The sequence below is a fragment of the Nocardia sp. CS682 genome (assembly GCF_004634405.1).
GTDB lineage: Bacteria > Actinomycetota > Actinomycetes > Mycobacteriales > Mycobacteriaceae > Nocardia > Nocardia ninae.
Genome location: NZ_CP029710.1, coordinates 3,083,897 through 3,103,094 on the forward strand (window position 1 = coordinate 3,083,897; position 19,198 = coordinate 3,103,094).

The following is a 19,198-nucleotide window of genomic DNA, read 5'->3' on the forward strand; positions in this document are numbered from 1 at the left end:
GCTTGACCGATGCCGAGCTACAGCTACCGGTGCCGCAGTTGCGGCGACACCTTCGAGGTGAACCGACCGATGGCGGAGTCGTCGAATCCGGCGTCCTGCCCCGCGGGCCATGCCGACACAGTCAAGCTGCTGACCACGTTTGCCACGGTCAGCCGTGGTGGCACGGCTCCGGCGCCGAGCCAGGCCGCGCCGCAGGGCGGTGGCGGCTGCTGCGGTGGCGGCTGCTGCGGCTGAGTCTCGCTTCGGAATCGCCGGGAGGTTCGGCGCCGCAGCTGCCGGGTTCAGTCGCGGCGATCCGCGTGGCCGAGATCACGGTCCGGCGCGACCCGGTCGCGCACTCGCTGCTTCAACACCGCGATATCGGGAAAACCGCCGTCGGCCTTGCGTTCCCACACCTGCTCGCCGTCGACGGTGATCCGGAACAGGCCGCCCGTCGCCGGAATCAGAGCCACCTCACCGAGTTCGGTGCCGAAGGTGCTCAGCAGTTCCTGCGCCATCCAGCTCGCGCGCAACAACCAGCGGCACTGGGTGCAGTACTCGATCGCGACACGGGACATGGTGGCTCACGCTACCGTTCGGGCCCGCACCGCGCCGCACGCGCTCACGCCTCGATCTCGCCGTCCAGGTAGACCCAGGCGCCGTCGGCGCGCAGGAACCTGCTGACCTCGTGCAGTGCCCCGCGCGAGCCATCCGCCCGATAGTGTGCGACGAACTCGACCAAACCGGTCTCGTCGAACAGCCCGCCGTCGGCGGTGCGCAGTATCTCCAGGAACAACCAGCGCTGGCCGGGATCGAGCTCCAGCTCGGCGGGCCTGGTGCGCGGATGCCACGATTGGCGTAGATAGTCGGTGTCCCCCACCGCGAAAGCGGTGTAGCGCGAACGCATCAACGCCTCGGCGGTCGCCGCCGCCCGCTTTCCGTTCAGCACCGGCCCGCAGCAGTCGTCGAAGGCCTCGCCCCGGCCACACGGACACATCCGGGTCCCACTCATGTCCCCGATTCTCGCGTGCCGCCCCCGGTGCCGGTCCGCCCGGGTGGCCTGTTGCGCCGCTGAGGCGCCGGTCACCTCGACTCGACAGCGGCCAGCGCGCCTGCGATCGCCACGGTCTGTTCGCGCCAACGGCGCAGGTCGGTGACGCTGGGCGCCAACTCGTAGTCGTGGTGGTGCGCGGCCCGCGACAGCGCCGCCCACAGCGCGGCCACCTGCGCCGCCACCTCGGGTCCGGCGAAGGTGCGCAGCGCGATCAGCTGGGCGCGCATCGGGCAGCGCATCAGCGCCGGTGCGAGCCGGCTCCACAGCTCATCCACGGACTGCTCCAACGCGATTCGCAGAATCCACGCGGTGGCGCGGGACCACAGCCCGCCCGCGTCGGTCACCGCGCCGGCCAGCAGACGGTCCACGGTGTCGAGCCGCTCGGCCACCGACGGGCGCGGGCGTTTAGGGCCTTTCGCGGGTCCGCGCTTGGTTCCGCGACCGCCGATCGGTCCGCGGCGCGGTCCACGCTGCGCGTTCATGCCCAGGCCTCGCCGCTGCTCGGCCCCGGACTGCACCAACGCACTCGGGTGCTGCGCTCGCCGATGCCCGCACCTCGCCGGTGCCCGATTCCCGCGCGCGTGGGACGCCGCTGCAAGCTGCTGTGCTCGCGCATGCCCGCACTCCGCCCCGGCCTGCGACCGTGCCACGCTGTCAGCGGGCGAGCCATGCGACGAATCTTTCGGTCTCCGTGATCAATTCGCGCATGCCGCGGCCGATGGGCACGTGTGCGCCGGCGGTGGCGTCGCGCAACGCCTCGACCACCCATTTCCCTTCGCGCGCGACCAGATACTTGTTGAGGTCGTCGACCTTGCCGCCGACACCCATCACCGCGAGAGCCACTTTGGCCCTGGTGGATTGGGCCGCGTCGATGTGGCGCTCCACCTCGCGATGGTTCATGCCGTCGGCGAGCAGGGTGCGCCTGGCCCGGCCGAGGCTCGCGGCTTCCACCGCGGAGCGACAGCAGGTGGCGACGAGTTCGTCGGCGATGGCCTGCGGCAATTGCGGGGTGCGCACGAGGGCGCGCGCGTCGTCGAGGTAGCGGCGGACCGGGTCGCTGGACACCCGGACCTCGACCACCGAACGATCCCGGCGCTGTACCTCCAGCACGGTGGCGTCGAGCTGCATCCGGCGCACCGCCTCGGCGAGGCGCTCGTCGTGGGTGAAGACGACCACCTGCCGCGTCCACGCGACGGCGGCGAGCACCCTGGCCAGGCCGTCCACCTTAGCCGGGTCCATCGCCTGCACCGGGTCGTCGATCATCACGAAGCGGAACGGGCTCTCCTCGACCGTGGCCCGCGGCAGGAACAGCGACAGCCCGAGCGCGTGCAGCTCACCCTGGCTCATCACGCCGAGCGCGGCGCCGTCCACCTCGTCGACCGTGACGTCGAGCAACACCCGGCGCGCGGTTCCGGCGTTGCCCTGCAAGCGAATTGCGCCGAGCTCGACATTGCTCTGCTGGCGCAGCGTCTGCCACACCCAGCGCGCGGTCGTCTCGAGCGGCGTCATGCGTTCGCCGCGCAGGCCCGCGGTGGCGGACTTGAGCCAGTCCTCGGCCTTCTTGACGGTGCGCAGTTCGGCCGCGTGCGCCGCGACCTCGCGGGCGCCCTCCAGCCAGCTCACGATGCGCGGCACAAGGGGTGTCCACACCTCGTCGAGGCGGTCCAGTTCCTTGCGGGTGCCCTGCTGCACCAGGTTGAGCTCGTCGACGAGCCTGGCGTGCGCGCCGCGCAGCCGGTCCGGCAGGTCGGGGGTGTAGTCGGCGGAGGTGAGCGCGGCCCAGTCGGCCCAGGCCCGGCGCACGGCGGAGGTGTCCACCGAGGGTGGGTTGCGCGGGTCGAAATCCAGTTCCGGCGGAACCAGATCCGGCAGCGACCGCGCCGCGCGCAGTGCCTGGCCGAGTTCGGTGCGTGCGGTGGTCAGCGCGTCGACGCGGGCGGCGAGAGTAGCGATCGAGGCGTCCGCCGCCCGCGCCCACGCGTCGTCCAGGTCGCCGCGACCGCACACCGGGCACGGGCAGTCACCGCTCGCCGTGTGGTGGTCGCGGGCCCGGCGCAACAGCTCGAGCACGCGCAGGTCCGCCTCGGCGTCGGCGGTGGTGCCGCGGGTCAGCGCGGTACCGCATTCGGCGAGCCGGGTGGCCACCTCCGCCACCTCGGCGGCGGTGGGCAGCGTCAGCCGCACGATCGCGCGCAGACTCGCCGGGCCGCTCTGGTCGTCGAAGGTGCCGATGACCTCGCGCCCCACCGCGGCAAGGTCCGGTTGGGCGGGTCGCAGCAGGCTGTTCACCCGGATGGCGCGGTCGTCGGCCACCGTCTCGAGCGCCTCCAGCAGCTCGAGGCGTTCCTGGCGCGAATCGCGCACGGCGCGTTCCAGTTCCAGGCGGCGCATCCGAATTCGTTCCTGCGCCAGGGTCAGTTCGTCCAGGCCGAGCAGTTGGTGCAGCGCGTCGAACAGGTCGCTCGGTTTGCCGTCGACCAGCGCGCCGAGCTCGCTGTAGGACAGGAACGGGCGATAGAGCTCCAGCCTGCCCGCCCAGCGGTCGATGTCGAATTCCGTTGGCGCGGCGGGCGGGTGCTGTTCGGTCCACTGCGCGTCGGGGAGGTCGGCGTCGGCGGCCCATTCCTTGGCGATGGTCAGCTGCGGCTTGTTGCCGGTGGTGAGCAGCTCCACTTCGATGCGGGCGGTGCCGCCGTCGTGCAGGTTGCGCCAGCCTTCGCGCCAAGCCGCGGATCGGCCGTCCCAGCGGCGGTTTCCGCCGGTGAACACCAGCTCGGCGGCCTCGGCGAAGCTGGATTTGCCGCTGCCGTTGCGGCCGACGACCAAGGTCAGGCCCGGCCCGGGCGGTAGTTGCAGTTCGGCTTCCGGGCCGATGCCGCGGAAGCCGCGGACCCGGATGGCCCGCAGGAAAATCCCGCCGTCATCGAATCGGGTTGCCCGATCATCGTTCTCACTGCCGCCGAGGGCGCGCAGGACGGTTCGTGCGACCGAGGGCGTCACCGCGGGATCGTCGGCCAGCCGCCGGGTCACCACCTCGGTCAGCCGAGGCACCGGATCGGCGTCGGGACGCAATTTGGTCGGACCCCCTCCACCACCGAGCCGCTACACGTCCTCCGATCCCGTGCGCGGCGCCACTGTCGAAGCTGTGCGAAACGCTACCCGATCCCGTCGGATTCGCCCACCGGAGGTGAGACCTCCGGCAGCCATGCGAACCTGCCCGCGGGGATGGATATGGTCATCGAAACGGCTGGGGCCGCGCCTCGATGTCCACCCCTCGCCAGCCCCGGCGGGCAGCTCGATGGTGTATCACCCGATTTGGATGGTTCGGTCGAGCCGAACAGGACAGAATGCCAGAGAACACCCACACATGCAAGATGTTTTCAGCACTGAAACCTGCGATGGCACAGGTATTTCCGTGCGAACCACACCGGTCGACGCGGCACTTGTCGGTGGCCTGGGGTACAAATCCGGACAACCGAGGAACGGGGGAAACATGACGCGCTGGAGCGAGGACCAGGTCACGGCGCTCGCGCCGGACGCGAGCTCGCTGTCGGCCGCGCGGAAACTCGCGAGTCGCTGGCGCGGCACCGGCCAGCACGACATCGCGCTGTGGGGACTGTGCCAGGGCAGCGGCGCCAAGCCGTATCAAACGATCGTCGACCTGTCCGGGCCCGCGTACAAGTGCTCCTGCCCCAGCCGCAAGTTCCCGTGTAAGCACGCGCTGTCGCTGTTGCTCGAGTGGGCGGCGGGCCGGGTCGAGCAGGCGCCGGGGATCGCCGATTTCGCGGCGAGCTGGATCGACGGCCGGGTGGCCAAGGCCGCCAAGCCTGCGGCGGAGCCCACCACCCGCACCGCGAATCCCGCGACCGCGCAACAGCGCCGGGTGCGGGTCACCGCGGGGCTCGCCGAGCTCGACGTCTGGCTGGGCGATCAGGTGCGGACCGGGCTGGCGCAGACCGACCGCTCGTTCCGGGCGTTCGAGGCGATCGCCGCTCGAATGGTCGACGCGCAGGCACCCGGCGTCGCCGCGGCGCTGCGCCAGCTGCCGACCGCCGTGGTGACCAGGGCCGACTGGCCCGAGGTCGTGCTGCGCGAATACGCGCGACTGCACCTGCTCATCGCCGCGCACCGGCGGCTGGATGAGCTTTCGCCCGAGTTGTCCGCTACCGTGCGCACGCACGTCGGTTACCCGAATCCCGCCGAAACGGTGCGCACCGAGCCCGCGGTCCGTGACCGGTGGATGGTGCTCGGCGTCCGGATCTCCGAGGACGAGCGCCTCTACACGCGGCGAACGTGGTTGTACGGGCGCACATCTCGGCGCTGGGCGCTGGTGGTCGACCACTCGTTCGGTTCGCCGGGCTTCCCCGCGGACGTGCCGACGCTCGGCTTGCTGGCCGACGCGGACCTGCACTACTACCCCGGCGCCGCGCCGCTGCGGGCACTGTGGGGCGAACGCCACGGTGCGGCAGAACCTTTCACGACCCTGCCGATCGATCCGGACCCCCCCGGCACGGTGGCCGCCGCGCTCGATGACCATGCCGCCGCACTCGGCGCCGATCCGTGGCTGCGCGGCTGGCCGGTGCTGCTCGTCGATGTGATACCGGCGCACACCGAAACGGGTTGGTACATCACCGAATCCGACGGCACTGCGTTGCCGGTAGCGCCCGGCGAGCAGCCGTGGCGACTACTCGGTGTGTCCGGCGGCCATCCGGTGACCGTGGCCGGCGAGTGGACCAGCGAGGGCCTGGTGCCGATCTCGGTGTTCAGCACGGGCGAGGTGATCGACCTGGCCAGGCTCGATCCGGTCGGCCGGAGCACGCCGAATACCCGGACCGCACAGTCCTCGAACTCGGCGGATCTGACCTCCGTCGCGCTGCTCGGCACCGCGCGCCGGGCACCGGACCTCGCCCAGCTCGCGGCGCCGGTGGCGAACGCTGCCGACCGGCTGCCCACCGATCCGGCACTGCGCCTGCTCGAATCTGCCGCGCTGCAAGACGTTTTCGCGCGCGGCGGGGTACGTGCGGTCACCGCGACCGCACCCGAACCCGCCGAGGACGACACCCGGCGACTGCTGCCATCCATCGCCGCGAGCCACCTCGCGCGCATGCTCCAGGAACGCTCCCCTTTTCTGCCCGAATGGTTCGCCGCGGCCACGCCGTTCGACTACCGCGCGCCGGACGCGCTGTGCGGGCAGCTGCTCGATCAGGCGAAGAGCAACGCCGAGCTGCGTGAGCCGCTGCTGCGCCTGGCCGGCACCCGCGGCCGATGGCTGGCCGGCCAGCATCCGGAATGGCGAAACCTGGTGCGCAAGCAGCCCGCCACGGTGTCCACCGAGGAGGTGTGGCAGTTCGGGCAGCCGCCGGAACGGCGAGCGTGGCTGGCCGAGCTGCGCAGGCGGGACGCGGATGCGGCGCGGGAAACGCTCGCCACGGCCTGGCCGAAGGAGTCCGGGCCGTTGAAGGCGGAGCTGCTCGCCGTCCTCGCCGACGGGATCTCCCGGGCCGACGAGCCGCTGCTGGAGGCCGGATTGGACGATCGGCGCTCCGATGTCCGGCGGACCGCCGCCGGGCTGCTCACCCTGCTGCCCGATTCGGCGTTCGCGCAGCGCATGACCCGCCGCGCGAGCGACTGGATCCGCGTCGAGCACCGGCTGCTGCACACCGAACTCGTTGTCGCCCTGCCCGATACGCTCGATTCACCCGCGCACCGCGACGGCATCACCGACCGCAGCGTCGAATTCACCTACCGCTGGGGTGGTGGCCCCGACGTCACCGCGGGCAGGTTACGACAGCTGGTCGCGGCGACACCGCTCAGCCACTGGGCGAGCGTGCTCGGCGCGCCGGACAAGGCCGTCAAGGTGGCGATCGACGACCGCTTCCGCCAGCCGATCTTCGACGGCTGGGTGGATGCCGCACTCGCGCAGCATGATTCGTCCTGGGCGCGGGCGCTGTTCGATGCGGGCGTGCCCACCGACGTCGCGATGCTGCGCAGGCGTGAGCTGTTCGCGCTGCTGCCACTGGCCGATCGCACCCGGCACCTGCTCGAGCTGGACGGCTCCTGGCTCTCCGAAATCGAGGCGCTGTTGCCCGCGATGGGGCATCCATGGCCGGAACCGCTGGCGCAGCACCTGATTCTGCTGCTGTTCGAACGTGCCCGCGCGGCGGCCCGCCGCCCCGAGGCGCACGGCAATACCCCCAACGCGCACCGGTCGCTGCTGTCCGCCGCGTCGGTGCACCTGCCCGTTACCGCCGCGAACGCCGCCGCCGTGGTCGCGCGCCGGTGCGGCGATCCCGCCTGGGAGCGAGCCTTCGATCAGCTCGCACACGACCTCAACCACCGCTCGATGATGCTCGAGGAGTTGCAGTGACCATGACCGACGTGACGCCCGACCTGCTGCGTCCGCACGCCGAACAGGCCTACGCCGACGAGCTGCGCGCGCTCGCCGCCGCCGACGAGCGTCCGCGCCCGCCGTCCTGGCGGCTGTCCCCGTGGGCGGTGGTCACCTACCTGCTCGGCGGCACCCTCGACGACGGCACCGTGATCAGCCCGAAGTACGTGGGGCCGCGCAGGCTGATGGAGGTGGCGGTCGCGACGCTGGCCACCGACCGGGCGCTGCTGCTGCTCGGTGTACCCGGCACCGCCAAAACCTGGGTGTCGGAACATCTTTCGGCCGCCATCTGCGGCGAATCGACGCTGCTCGTGCAAGGCACCTCGGGGACCGCGGAAGAGGCGATCCGGTACGGCTGGAACTACGCGCGGCTGCTCGCCGAGGGCCCGAGCGAGGGCGCGCTGGTGCCGTCGCCGGTGATGACCGCGATGCGCGGCGGCGCCATCGCCAGGATCGAGGAGCTCACCCGCATCCCATCCGACGTGCAGGACGCGTTGATCACCGTGCTGTCCGAGAAGACACTGCCGGTACCGGAACTCGGCACGGAGGTGCAGGCGGCCAAGGGCTTCAACGTCATCGCCACCGCCAACGACCGCGACCGCGGCGTGAACGAGCTGTCCTCCGCGCTGCGCCGCCGCTTCAACACCGTGGTGCTGCCGCTGCCCGCCAGCGAGGACGAAGAGGTCGCCATCGTCAGCCGCCGCGTCGAACAGCTCGGCGCCTCGCTGGAACTGCCGAAGGTGCCCGCCGCGGCCGAGGAGGTGCGCCGGGTGGTGCGCGTCTTCCGCGAACTGCGCTCCGGGATCACCGCCGACGGCCGCACCAAGCTGAAGTCGCCCTCCGGCACGCTGTCCACCGCCGAGGCGATCTCGGTGATCACCAACGGGATCGCGCTGTCGGTGCACTTCGGGGACGGCGTGCTGCGGGCCGCCGACATCGCGGGCGCCGTCCTCGGTTCGGTGATCAAGGATCCGGTCGCCGACGCGGTGGTGTGGACCGAGTACCTGGAAGCCGTTGTCCGCGAACGCCCGGAGTGGTCGGACTTCTACCGGGCCTGCCGCGAGGTCTCCGGATGAGCGCCGCCGATCCCTGTTCGGCGGACGGCGGTGCGCTGACCCGGGTGTTCGGCATCCGCCATCACGGGCCGGGCTCCGCACGCTCGCTGCGGCTCGCGCTGGCGGAATTCCGGCCGGACACCATCCTGATCGAGGGGCCCGCGGACGCTGATCCGCTGGTCGGCTACGTCGCGGCCGAAGGGATGCAGCCGCCGGTCGCGCTGCTGGCCTACGTGCCCGACGCGCCCGCGAAAGCCGCGTTCTGGCCGTACGCGGTGTTCTCGCCGGAGTGGCAGGCGCTGGCCTACGCGGCCGAACACGATGTGCCCGTGCGGTTCTGCGATCTGCCGGCGAGCATGGTGCTGGCCGCCGAGGAGGAGCCCGGTGATCGGTTCGATCCGCTGACCGAGCTGGCCGCGGCGGGCGGTTACGACGATGCCGAACGCTGGTGGGACGCCGTGGTCGAATCCTCGCCCGACGCCGGCGCTTTCGAGGCGATCACCGAGGCGATGGGTGCGCTGCGCGAAGGTGCCGAGCAGATCGCGGCCGAGCTGGAGCCGGTTGACACCGCGACGAACGGCCGCCGCGGCGAGGCCGAACATGCAGCCGCCGAGAACGATTCGCCCCCGCCGGTAAACCTGAGGCCCGAATATGGAGCTGCCGAGAACGATTCGTCCCCATCCATCGACCTGCGGCCAGAGGCTGACCGCGGGGAACCGGCGGCCAATTCGGTCGCCGAGGCCACCGACGATGCCCTCGAGCTGGAACCGATCCGACTCGGGCCCGTCCGCATCGACGCGCACACGCTGCGGCGCGAGGCCTACATGCGGCAGACGATGCGAAAGGCGCTGAAGGACGGTGCGGTCCGGCTCGCGGTGGTGTGCGGGGCCTGGCACGCGCCCGCGCTGGCCGGCCGGCTCGGGCCCGCCGCCCCGGATACCCGCCTGTTGAAAGGACTTCCGAAGACGAAGGCCACGCTGACCTGGGTGCCGTGGACGCATTCGCGGCTGGCCACGACCTCCGGATACGGCGCGGGGATCACCTCGCCCGGCTGGTACCACCATCTGTTCACCGAGACCGAGCGGCCGATCGTGCGCTGGCTCACCAAGGTCGCCGGGGTGCTGCGGGCGCACGATCTGCCGGTGTCGAGCGCGCACATCATCGAAGCCGTCCGGCTCGCGGACGCGCTCGCCGCCATGCGCGATCGCCCGCTGGCCGGATTGTCCGAGGTCACCGAGGCCACCAGGGCGGTGATGTGCGCGGGCGACGAGACGATGCTGCGGCTGGTCGTCAACGAACTCGTCGTCGGCGAGGCCCTCGGCACCGTGCCCGAGGGCACGCCGACCGTCCCGCTCGACGCCGACCTGCGCGCCCGGACCCGCTCGCTGCGGATGAAGCAGGAGGCCTCGTCCCGGGTGCTCGACCTCGACCTGCGCAAGGAGCGCGAGGTCGAACGATCGCGCCTGCTGCACCGGCTGCGCGTGCTCGAAATCCCGTGGGGTGAGCTGACCACCAGCGAGGTGCGCAGCACCGGCACCTTCCGCGAGACCTGGACGCTGCAGTGGCGGCCGGAGTACGCCATCTCCATCATCGAGGCCTCCCGCTGGGGCACCACCATCCGCACCGCCGCCGAGGCGAAGATCCTCGACACGGCCGCACGGGACGACAGCACCGTCGGCGACCTCACCGCCGCACTGGAGGTCGCGCTGCTGGCCGACCTCGGCGGCGCCACCGACGGATTGATCAGCAGGCTGGAATCCGCCGCCGCGCTGGACCACGACATCACCCATCTGCTCGCCGCATTGCCGGGCCTCATCAGGACGCTGCGCTACGGCGATGTCCGCGGCACCGACACCAAGGCCCTCGCGCACGTGGCCGACGGCCTGCTGGTGCGCGTCTGCGCGGGCCTGCCCGGCGCCGTCACCGGGCTGGATACCGACGCGGCCACCGAATTACGCGCCCAGCTCGACGCCGCGCACACCGCCATCCACACCCGCGACGACGGCTGGGCCACCGGGGAATGGCTCGGCGCGCTGCGCAAGCTCGCCGACCGCGACGACGTGCACGGCGCCCTGGTCGGCCGCGCCGTCCGGCTGCTCTGCGACGCGGGCATCATCGACGAGACCGATTCCGCCCGTCGGCTTTCCGCCGCACTGTCGGTCGGCAACATCGCCGCCGCCAAGGCCGCCTGGATCGACGGCTTCCTCGGCGGCCGCGGCCTGCTGCTGGTGCACGACCGAGAGTTGTTGCGCCTCATCGACGATTGGCTGAGCGAACTACGCGAGGACCAGTTCGTCGAGACGCTGCCCTTGCTGCGCAGAACTTTCGGCGCTTTCGAATCGGGTGAGCGCCGGGCGATCGGCCGAGCGGTGCGCGATGGGGGTGCCGCCGCCGTCCGCTCCGACGGCGACGGAGGTTTCGATATGGCGCGGGGCAGCATCGCACTGCGCTCCGCCGCAGAGATTTTGGGGGTCGCGGTGTGAGTACGCCACTGCTTGCCGCGCCGTCCGGCGCCGTCGCCCGGGCTCGATCCGCGCGGCCTGCGCCGTTCGTCAGTTCGACCACTCAGGGGATGCGATGAACACCGACAACGAAACCCAGGCGCGGCGTTGGCGTTTGGTGCTCGGCACCGCTGCGGAGGAGGGACTCGGCGGCCTCGGCTCGGCCGACGACGTCGCGATGGATCGCGCACTGTCGGCGCTGTACAACGACGACGAACGGACCTCGGGCAAACGCTCGGGCGGGCTGGAGGGGTCCGCGCCCCGGGTGGCGCGCTGGCTCGGCGACATCCGCAATTACTTTCCCTCGACCGTCGTCGAGGTGATGCAGCGCGACGCCGTGCAGCGGCTGAATCTCACCCAGCTGCTGCTCGAGCCGGAGCTGCTCGAGGCGGTGGAGCCCGACGTGCACCTGGTCGGCACCCTGCTGAGCCTGAACCGGGTGATGCCCGAAACCACCAAGGCCACCGCGCGGCTGGTGGTGGAGAAGGTGGTGCGCGAGATCGAACAGCGCATCGCCGCGCACACCGTCGCCGCCGTCTCCGGCGCCCTGAACCGGGCCGCACGCGTCTCGCGCCCCCGGCTGCGCGATATCGACTGGGACCGCACCATCCGCAAGAACCTGGCCAACTACCTGCCCGAACATCGCACCGTCGTGCCGGAGCGGTTGGTCGGCTACGGCCGCAAAGCTCAAGCGGTACAGCGCGATGTGGTGTTGGCCATCGACCAATCCGGCTCGATGGCCGCCAGCGTCGTCTACGCCTCCGTCTTCGGCGCCGTCCTCGCCTCCATGCGCTCGCTGAAGACCTCCCTGGTCGTCTTCGATACCGAAATCGTCGACCTCACCGACAAACTCGACGATCCCGTTGATGTCCTGTTCGGCACCCAGCTCGGCGGCGGCACCGACATCAACCGCGCCATCGCCTACTCGCAAACCCTGATCACCCGCCCCACCGACACCCTCTTCGTCCTCATCTCCGACCTCTACGAGGGCGGCGTCCGCGACGAGATGCTGCGCCGGGTCAACGCCATGAAGGAATCCGGCGTCCAGGTGGTCGTCCTGCTCGCGCTCTCCGACGAGGGCGCCCCCGCCTTCGACCACGACAACGCCGCCGCCCTGGCCGCCCTCGGCGTCCCCGCCTTCGCCTGCACCCCCGACAAGTTCCCCGCCCTGCTCGCCGTAGCCCTGGACCGCGGCGACCTCCAAGTCTGGGCCAACGCCAACTCGAGCCATAACTGATACCACCGCACACATACTATGAATTAAGGATCTGTTGGATGCCGAACATCAGTAGTACTATCAAGTCATGAGCTCGGCACACGCCAAGGTGACCGGAAACGGTCAGATCTCCCTCCCAGCGGACCTACGCCGCCGGTGGGGCGCCTCCTCGGTGCTCGTCATCGATCGCGGCGACTACGCGATCGTGCGGCCGGTACCCGAAGACCCGATCAGCGCACTGTTGGGCGCCCACGCAGGCCCGGGACCCGACAGCGAGGATGCCCGCGCGGCCGAGCGCTCCGCCGAGCCGACCAGCAGGCCACGGTGACCGTCCTCGATGCGTACGCGGTGATCGCGTACTTCCGCGCCGAACCGTCAGCCCATGAAGTCGCGGGTCTGCTCGCCCAGCCCAGCGTGATGTCCACCGCGAATGCCGCGGAAGTGATGGACCAACTCGCGCGCATCTACGGCCGCCACCCCGACGACGTCGAGGCGGACATCGCGTTGCTCTCCTCGATCGGCATGCGACTCGCCCCGGTGACCGCCCAACTGGGGGTGCTCGCCGGACGATTGCGAACGCGGCACTACCACCGCGAACGGATGGCCGTGAGCCTGTCCGATTGCGTCGCTGCGGCTACCGCGCTGTCCGAGCAACTGCCCCTTGCGACCGCAGATCCCGCACTCGCCGAAGTCGTGCGTCTGGAGGGTGGCAAAGTCCATCCGCTACCCGACAGCAAGGGCCGCCTGCCCTGACCGGAACCGACTCATCCGGACAGACTGGAGAGGGCCGAGGCCAGGTTGACCAGCTGGATGGCGATGCCGAGCAAGGTGGAGAGGGTGGAGAGATCCATCGGGCTCCTATCTGAACGGGCGAACCGGACAGCTCAGGAGATCGTACGACAGAGATCGCGGGGACGAGTCCGGTTCGACATACCGCCGTGCGCTTGGTTTCAGCTGGTCACAGTGGGTTTTGCCGAAACAGGACCCATGATGCCCCAGGCGGTCGCCGCGGTCGGGACGAGTTTCGGATGTAGCAGGGCGGCCAGAGCTAGCAAACCGATCGCAACCATGATGTCGAGCCAGTAGTGGTTGCCGGTGCCGACGACGATCACGGTGGTGAGCACCGGGTGGGCCAGGGCGAGCCAGCGCCACGACGTGCGAGTCGCGGCGACGACGGCGAACGCGAGCAGCAACGCCCAGCCGACGTGCAGTGACGGCATGGCGGCGAACTGATTGGACAGCCCGCCGGATTCGGCCGAGCCGTAGACGGATTGGCCGTACACCGCGGCCAGATCGACGAAACCGTGCTCCGGCAGCATGCGCGGCGGCGCGAGCGGGACCAGAACGTGCACGACGAGGGCCGCGGCGGTCAACGCCACCATCAGGTTTCGCGTCCATCGATAATGCTCGGGCCGAAACATCCACAGCCACAACAGGACCGCCACCGCAACGGTGAAGTGCGCGGTGGCGTAATAGAAGTTGGCCGGCACCGCGAAGAAGTCGCGGTGCACGAAGATCGACTGCACCGTCGTCTCCGCAGGCAGCCCGAGCCGATCCTCCAGACCGAGCAGACCACGCGCATTGCCGAACGCACGCACCGTGTCGTCGGCGGTGAACATCCGGCCGACGCGATAACCGAGATAGAGCACGGTGATCAGGGCCAACTGTCCCACAGCCTCGCCACCACGGCCGTGTACCGCCGCCCGCACCCGCTCGATGAGCCCGCTCGGCGCGAACTCCAGACCCGCACCGGGCCCATCAAGACCCACAGCCACCATTGCCTGCGGCCTCCTTCTCCGTTGAACCAGGCCGATCCCGGCAATTAAGTGGAGCTATATCCTCCGTTTAATTTAGCAGCGCCATCCTGTCGATTTCCACAGGGGTGATCAGGGAGACAGAGCGATCGACCGACCCGCGCCAGACCTGCTGCGGGACAGCTGATTCGAATCACCCCCGGCACAAAACGGCGGGCCCCGAAAATCGGGGCCCGCCGGATAACGCGCTACTACAGATCCGCGATCGCCGCCAACGGCGGGGTGCGAGCCGCACGCACCGCAGGCCATAGCGCCGCCAGTACGCCGACCACCGCCGAACTCACCAGAACGAGCACCAGCTGAGACCACGGGATGGCGATCTGATCCAGACCGAGATCACGCAGGGTCCGCAGGAACCCCACACCGAGCCCGAGGCCGAGCAGCATGCCGACGATCGCGCCGAACACGGCGATGAGCATGGATTCCAGATAGATGGTCCGGCGCACTTGGGCACGTTGCATCCCTACCGCGCGCAACATGCCGATCTCCCGGCGCCGCTCCACCACCGACAAGGCCAACGTGTTGACGATGCCGAGGATGGCGATCACCACCGCCAGCGCGAGCAGGCCGTAGAGGATGGCGAGCAGCGTGTTGATCTGCTGGCCCTGCGCGCCCTTGAACTCTTCCCGGTCCTGCACCTGGACCACCGGGAACGGTTCGACCGCTTTCTCCAGATCGGCACGCAACTCGGTGAGGTCCGTGCCGGGCTGCGCGGTGACCAGCACCACGAAGTTGCTCTGGAAGTTGACCGGCACAACCTCCCTGTACACGACCGGCGACACCACCAACGCGCCGAGCAGCGGGGTCTTGCGGTAGATGCCGGTGACGGTGAGCGGCACCTTCTTGCCGTCGAAGCTGCTCGGCGACACCTGCTGGCCGACTCGCCAGCCACGCTTGTCGGCTTCGTCCTCGGACACCAGGATGTCGCGATCGCCGAGAGTGGCACTGCCGCGCAGTATTTCGTAGTTCAGCGCCCGATCGAGCTGCCCGTCCGGCGAGGCACCGCCGACCTGGTCGTCACCGATCTTGAAGCCGACCCCGCGAATCCCGACCACGTCGGCGACGCCGGGCACCGACTTGCGGACCGCGTCGGCCGCACCGAACGGCACGCCGACGAACTGCTGTCCCGCGAGCACGTATTCGGACTTCACGCCCTTGTCCACCAGCACACCGACGCTCGCCTTCGCCGAGGCGCCGAGCATGCCGATCGCGGTCACCAGCATCAATCCGAGGGTGAGCGCGAAAGCCGTTGCGGCGGTACGGCGTGGGTTGCGCGCGGCGTTGTTGCGCGCCATCCGCCCGATCGGACCGAACGGGCCGATGAGCACGCCGAGCCCGGCCACCACCGGCCGCGACAGCGCGGGAGCGGCCAGCAGCACCGCCAGGATCAGCGCCAGCGCGCCGATGCCGACGGTCAACGCCGCGTTGCCACCGGTGGACTGCGCGCCGACGTACACGAGCACGCCACCGGCCACCGCGAGCACCGCGCCGACCAGCGTGCGCACCCGCAAAGAGTCACCGGCCGAAGCGAATTCCTCGCGCATCGCCTCGACGGGCGGAATCTTCGCCGCCCGCCGGGCCGGGGCGTAGGCGCTGAGCATCGTCACGGCCAGGCCGACCAGCAACCCGACCACGATGGTGCGCGGCAGCACCGCCATCGACCCGGTGGGCAACCCGAGGTCGAAGGCGTTGAGCACCGCGGACAAGCCGAACGCCAGCCCGACACCACCGGCCAAACCCAGTGCGCTGCCGATCAATCCGATAACGAACGCCTCGGCGACGACGGACCGGCCGACCTGCTGTCTGCTCGCACCGACGGCTCGGAGCAGCGCGAGTTCGCGCAGCCGCTGCGCGACGATCATCGAGAAGGTGTTGTAGATGATGAAAGTGCCGACGATCAGCGCGATCGCACCGAACGCAAGCAGGAAGTAGTTGATGAAGTTGAGCGCGTTGGAGACTTCCTTCTTCAGGTCCGCGCGCACCTGATCGCCGTTCTGCACCTTGTAATTCGGCAGCGCCTTGGCGAGGTCGTCGCGCAGTTGGTCACCCGGGATGCCTGCGGCAGCGAGATCGACATAGGCCACGTGCAGCCCGTCGGTGAACAGCTTGCGCGCCTGACTGTCGTCGAACAGCACACCGATGAAACCGCTGGTGTCCGCGGGCACCTCGTAGATGCCGGTGAGGGTCACATCGAGGGGATTGCCCTGGGACGGGATCATCACCTTGGTGTGCTCGCCGAGCTTCAATCCCGCCCGCTCGGCACCGGTGGCGTTCAGCGCGATCTCGCCCGGTTTGGTGGGCGGGGCACCCTGGACGAACTTGTTCGGTTCGGCGACCGCCTGCTCCGGCGGCAGATACGACTGGCCGAAGGTGGGCGCGCCACCGGTCTGGATGGCTTTCTTCCCATCGGGCGTCAGCAGCACCAGGACGCCGTTCACGCTCGGCGCGGCCGTGCGCACCCCGGGATACTTTCGCAGCTCGTCGACGATATTGTTCGGAATCCCTTGCGCTTGGCGCTCTTTGGGGCTTACCCGAACATCGACGCCCTTCGCCTGGCCCGCGAAGATACCGTCGAACGTGCGCTGCAGCGTATCGGTGAACACGAACGAGCCCGCGATGAACGCGGTGCCGAGCACCACCGACAACAGGGTGAGCGCCAGCCGAACCTTGTGTGCCGCAAGGTTACGCAGAGCAACCTTGCGCATCGGACTACCCATCAGGCTTGCTCCAGCGCCTTCATCCGATCGAGCACGGTCTCCGAGGTCGGGTCCCGCATCTCGTTGACGATCTGCCCGTCGGCCAGGAACACCACCCGGTCGGCGAACCCGGCGGCGTGCGGCTCGTGGGTGACGATCACCACGGTCTGCCGGAACTCGTCCACCGCGGCCCGCAGGATCGACAGCACCTCCTCGGAGGCCTTGGAGTCCAGGTTGCCGGTCGGTTCATCGCCGAAAATGATCTCCGGCTTGGCCGCCAGCGCCCGCGCGCAGGCCACCCGCTGCTGCTGCCCGCCGGACAGCTCGCTGGGGCGGTGGGTGAGCCGATCGTTGAGGCCGAGCCGTTTCAGCACGGTGTCCAGCCACTCCTGGTCCGGTTTGCGGCCCGCGATGTCCAGCGGCAGCGTGATGTTCTCCAGCGCGGTGAGCGTCGGCACCAGGTTGAACGCCTGGAAGACGAAGCCGATCCGGTCGCGCCGCAGCCGCGTCATCTGCTTGTCCGAGAGCCCGGCCAGGTCGGTGTCGCCGATCCGGACGGTGCCCGAGCTCGCGCTGTCCAGTCCGGCCAGGCAGTGCATCAGGGTCGACTTGCCGGATCCGGAGGGGCCCATGATCGCCGTGAATTCCCCCTTCGCGAACTCGGCCGACACCCCGTCCAGGGCCCGGACCTGCGTATCTCCCGACCCGTAGACCTTCACCAGGTCGATAGCGCGGGCCGCGACATCGGTCGGAACCGCCACTTCGGCGGTGTCGGAACCCAAAGCTTGCGAAGTCATGCACACCAGTCTTACCGGGTTCGCCCCCGCGCGCCATCAGGGAATTCCCCGACTCCTCCGGTATCGATGCACCGCGGCGGGCTATGTGGTAGCGGGTTCGGCGTGCAGCTGGTCGACCATGGCGGCCAGCGACTTGGCCAATCGTCCGTGACCGGTGGCGAGCACATCGAGGCCGCTGGCACCGACGGCGCGGTTCATCGTCTGGTAGGCGAGCAGACCACGGCGGGTCGGGAACACCAGCACCCGGCGGCGATCGGTGTCGTCGACTTTGCGGTGCACCAGGTTGTCGGCGATCATCCCGTCGATCAACCGGGTCAGGTTGGCCCCGGTGAGCAGGGTCGCCTCCGCGAGGTGTGACATGGGGTGGCCGACGCCGTCCACCACCGCGGCCAGGACGTGCCAGCGCGCGACGGAGCTCTCGCCGAGGCTGGTCGCGATGGCCCGGTCGAGTTCCTGCGATGCCCGGCGCACAAGCCGGGCCAGCTCCTCCAGCGCGACGGGGGCGGTGCTATCGTCCACAGCAGTACTATAGCCAACCCCGTATGGTAAATATTCAAATGGAAATATACGGTGGTGATTTCCGTTGTCGCGCTCCGGTTTTCGTCGATCCACGGTAGACATCGCGCTGGTGGTGCCGCTGAGCGGCACGGCGGGCATGTTCGGGCCCTCCTGTGAGGCCTGCGCCGCCTTGGCGATCGGCGACATCAACGCCGCGGGCGGCATCCTCGATCGACCGGTCCGGCTGCACCCCGTCGACGCGGGCGCGCCGCTGCCCGTGCTCGCCGCGACGATCGACCGGATGGTCGGCACCGGGATGGTCGACGGCGTCGTCGGCTGGCATCTGTCCAACGCGCGCAAGGTGATCACGCCGCACACCGCGGGCCGGGTGCCCTACGTCTACACCACCTTCTACGAGGGCGGCGAGGACTCCGACGGCGTCTACATGGTGGGCGAGACCCCGGAGCAGCAGCTGTTCCCCGCGCTGCGCTGGCTGCGCGCCGAGCACGGCATCCGCCGCTGGTGCGTGGTCGGCAACGACTACGTCTGGCCGCGGGAAACCGCAAGGGCCACCAGGGAATTCGCACTGACCACCGATATCGAGGTGGTCGGGCAGGCCTTTGTCCCGCTCGGCGGCCGGGACTTCCAGCAGGCGCTGGAGCTGGTCCGCCGCTCCCCGGCGCAGGGCGTGCTGCTGTTCATGGTCGGCGCGGACTGCGCCGCGTTCAACCTGGCCTTCGCCGAGGCCGGACTCGACGACGGCAGGCTGCGGCTGAGCATGATGATCGGCGAGGACGTGCTGTACGCCGGCGGCGCCGACAGCACGCGCGGATTGTTCACCGCCAGTGGCTATTTCGAGAGCGTCGTGTCGCCGGCCGGAATGGATTTCGGCGCGCGCTACCTGCACGAGTTCGGCCCGGCCGGGCCCGCGCTCAACAACATCGGCGAATCCTGCTACGAGGGACTGCTGCTGTTCGCCTCGCTCGCCGAATCCGCCCGCAGCCTCGACCTGCGCGCCATCGAACGCAACGCCCCTCGGGTCAGCTACGGCGGCCCGCGCGGCGAGGTACGGGTCCGCGGCGCGCACACCACCCAGCCGGTCTATCTGGCCGACGCCGACGCGCTCGAATTCAGCGTGCTCGCCGAACTGAACTCCTGAATCTCGTAACACGAACTTCACCTTGCGGTTTCGCTGCGGCG

Annotated in this window: 16 protein-coding genes; 8 read left to right on the forward strand and 8 right to left on the reverse strand. The window is 69.9% G+C overall.

Annotated features, from left to right (window positions below; translation table 11 throughout):
• Positions 1-9: 9 nt before the first annotated feature.
• Positions 10-234 (forward strand): zinc ribbon domain-containing protein, encoded by a 225-nt coding sequence (locus DMB37_RS13895; protein ID WP_107659023.1) that lies wholly within the window; start codon positions 10-12, stop codon positions 232-234.
• A 47-nt stretch (positions 235-281) separates the two neighbouring features.
• Here DMB37_RS13895 and DMB37_RS13900 read toward each other — a convergent pair whose 3' ends face one another.
• From DMB37_RS13900 to DMB37_RS13915, 4 genes are all read right to left on the reverse strand, one after another.
• A complete protein-coding gene (locus DMB37_RS13900; protein ID WP_107659024.1) occupies positions 282-557 on the reverse strand; it encodes a SelT/SelW/SelH family protein in 276 nt (91 codons plus the stop codon).
• A 44-nt stretch (positions 558-601) separates the two neighbouring features.
• Positions 602-991, reverse strand: a complete 390-nt coding sequence (locus DMB37_RS13905; protein WP_234391231.1) for a YchJ family protein — start codon at positions 989-991, stop codon at positions 602-604.
• Positions 992-1,062: 71 nt separating this feature from the next.
• A complete protein-coding gene (locus tag DMB37_RS13910; protein ID WP_135233059.1) occupies positions 1,063-1,515 on the reverse strand; it encodes a hypothetical protein in 453 nt (150 codons plus the stop codon).
• A gap of 172 nt (positions 1,516-1,687) precedes the next feature.
• Positions 1,688-4,105 (reverse strand): AAA family ATPase, encoded by a 2,418-nt coding sequence (locus DMB37_RS13915; RefSeq protein WP_135233060.1) that lies wholly within the window; start codon positions 4,103-4,105, stop codon positions 1,688-1,690.
• Positions 4,106-4,526: 421 nt separating this feature from the next.
• Here DMB37_RS13915 and DMB37_RS13920 point away from each other — a divergent pair, with 421 nt between their 5' ends.
• From DMB37_RS13920 to DMB37_RS13940, 6 genes are all read left to right on the forward strand, one after another.
• Positions 4,527-7,400 carry an SWIM zinc finger family protein gene (locus DMB37_RS13920; RefSeq protein ID WP_135233061.1) on the forward strand — a complete coding sequence of 958 codons (2,874 nt, stop codon included), beginning with the start codon at positions 4,527-4,529 and terminating at the stop codon, positions 7,398-7,400.
• A gap of 2 nt (positions 7,401-7,402) precedes the next feature.
• Positions 7,403-8,497 carry an AAA family ATPase gene (locus DMB37_RS13925; protein ID WP_107659029.1) on the forward strand — a complete coding sequence of 365 codons (1,095 nt, stop codon included), beginning with the start codon at positions 7,403-7,405 and terminating at the stop codon, positions 8,495-8,497.
• Positions 8,494-10,959 (forward strand): DUF5682 family protein, encoded by a 2,466-nt coding sequence (locus tag DMB37_RS13930; protein ID WP_135233062.1) that lies wholly within the window; start codon positions 8,494-8,496, stop codon positions 10,957-10,959. The genes DMB37_RS13925 and DMB37_RS13930 overlap by 4 nt, the downstream gene beginning before the upstream one ends.
• A 94-nt stretch (positions 10,960-11,053) precedes the next feature.
• On the forward strand, positions 11,054-12,214 hold the full coding sequence (locus DMB37_RS13935; protein WP_135233063.1) for a VWA domain-containing protein: 1,161 nt from the start codon (positions 11,054-11,056) through the stop codon (positions 12,212-12,214).
• A gap of 67 nt (positions 12,215-12,281) precedes the next feature.
• The gene (locus DMB37_RS40490) at positions 12,282-12,521 is read left to right on the forward strand and encodes an AbrB/MazE/SpoVT family DNA-binding domain-containing protein (protein WP_167768838.1); all 240 of its coding nucleotides are present in this window, start codon (positions 12,282-12,284) and stop codon (positions 12,519-12,521) included.
• A complete protein-coding gene (locus DMB37_RS13940) occupies positions 12,518-12,946 on the forward strand; it encodes a PIN domain-containing protein (RefSeq protein WP_167768839.1) in 429 nt (142 codons plus the stop codon). The genes DMB37_RS40490 and DMB37_RS13940 overlap by 4 nt, the downstream gene beginning before the upstream one ends.
• A gap of 197 nt (positions 12,947-13,143) precedes the next feature.
• Here the strand turns inward: DMB37_RS13940 and DMB37_RS13945 are convergent, their stop codons facing one another.
• The 4 genes from DMB37_RS13945 to DMB37_RS13960 form a co-directional block, all read right to left on the reverse strand.
• Positions 13,144-13,971 carry a phosphatase PAP2 family protein gene (locus DMB37_RS13945; RefSeq protein WP_135233065.1) on the reverse strand — a complete coding sequence of 276 codons (828 nt, stop codon included), beginning with the start codon at positions 13,969-13,971 and terminating at the stop codon, positions 13,144-13,146.
• Positions 13,972-14,198: 227 nt separating this feature from the next.
• Positions 14,199-16,712 carry an ABC transporter permease gene (locus DMB37_RS13950; RefSeq protein ID WP_135233066.1) on the reverse strand — a complete coding sequence of 838 codons (2,514 nt, stop codon included), beginning with the start codon at positions 16,710-16,712 and terminating at the stop codon, positions 14,199-14,201.
• 11 nt (positions 16,713-16,723) lie between these two features.
• Positions 16,724-17,500 (reverse strand): ABC transporter ATP-binding protein, encoded by a 777-nt coding sequence (locus DMB37_RS13955; protein WP_135233067.1) that lies wholly within the window; start codon positions 17,498-17,500, stop codon positions 16,724-16,726.
• Positions 17,501-17,581: 81 nt separating this feature from the next.
• Complete coding sequence (locus DMB37_RS13960) at positions 17,582-18,019, reverse strand: MarR family winged helix-turn-helix transcriptional regulator (RefSeq protein ID WP_240772383.1); 438 nt, start codon at positions 18,017-18,019, stop codon at positions 17,582-17,584.
• Positions 18,020-18,083: 64 nt separating this feature from the next.
• Here DMB37_RS13960 and DMB37_RS13965 point away from each other — a divergent pair, with 64 nt between their 5' ends.
• Entirely contained in the window at positions 18,084-19,157 is a 1,074-nt protein-coding gene (locus DMB37_RS13965; protein ID WP_135233069.1) for a substrate-binding domain-containing protein, read from the forward strand.
• Positions 19,158-19,198 lie beyond the last annotated feature (41 nt).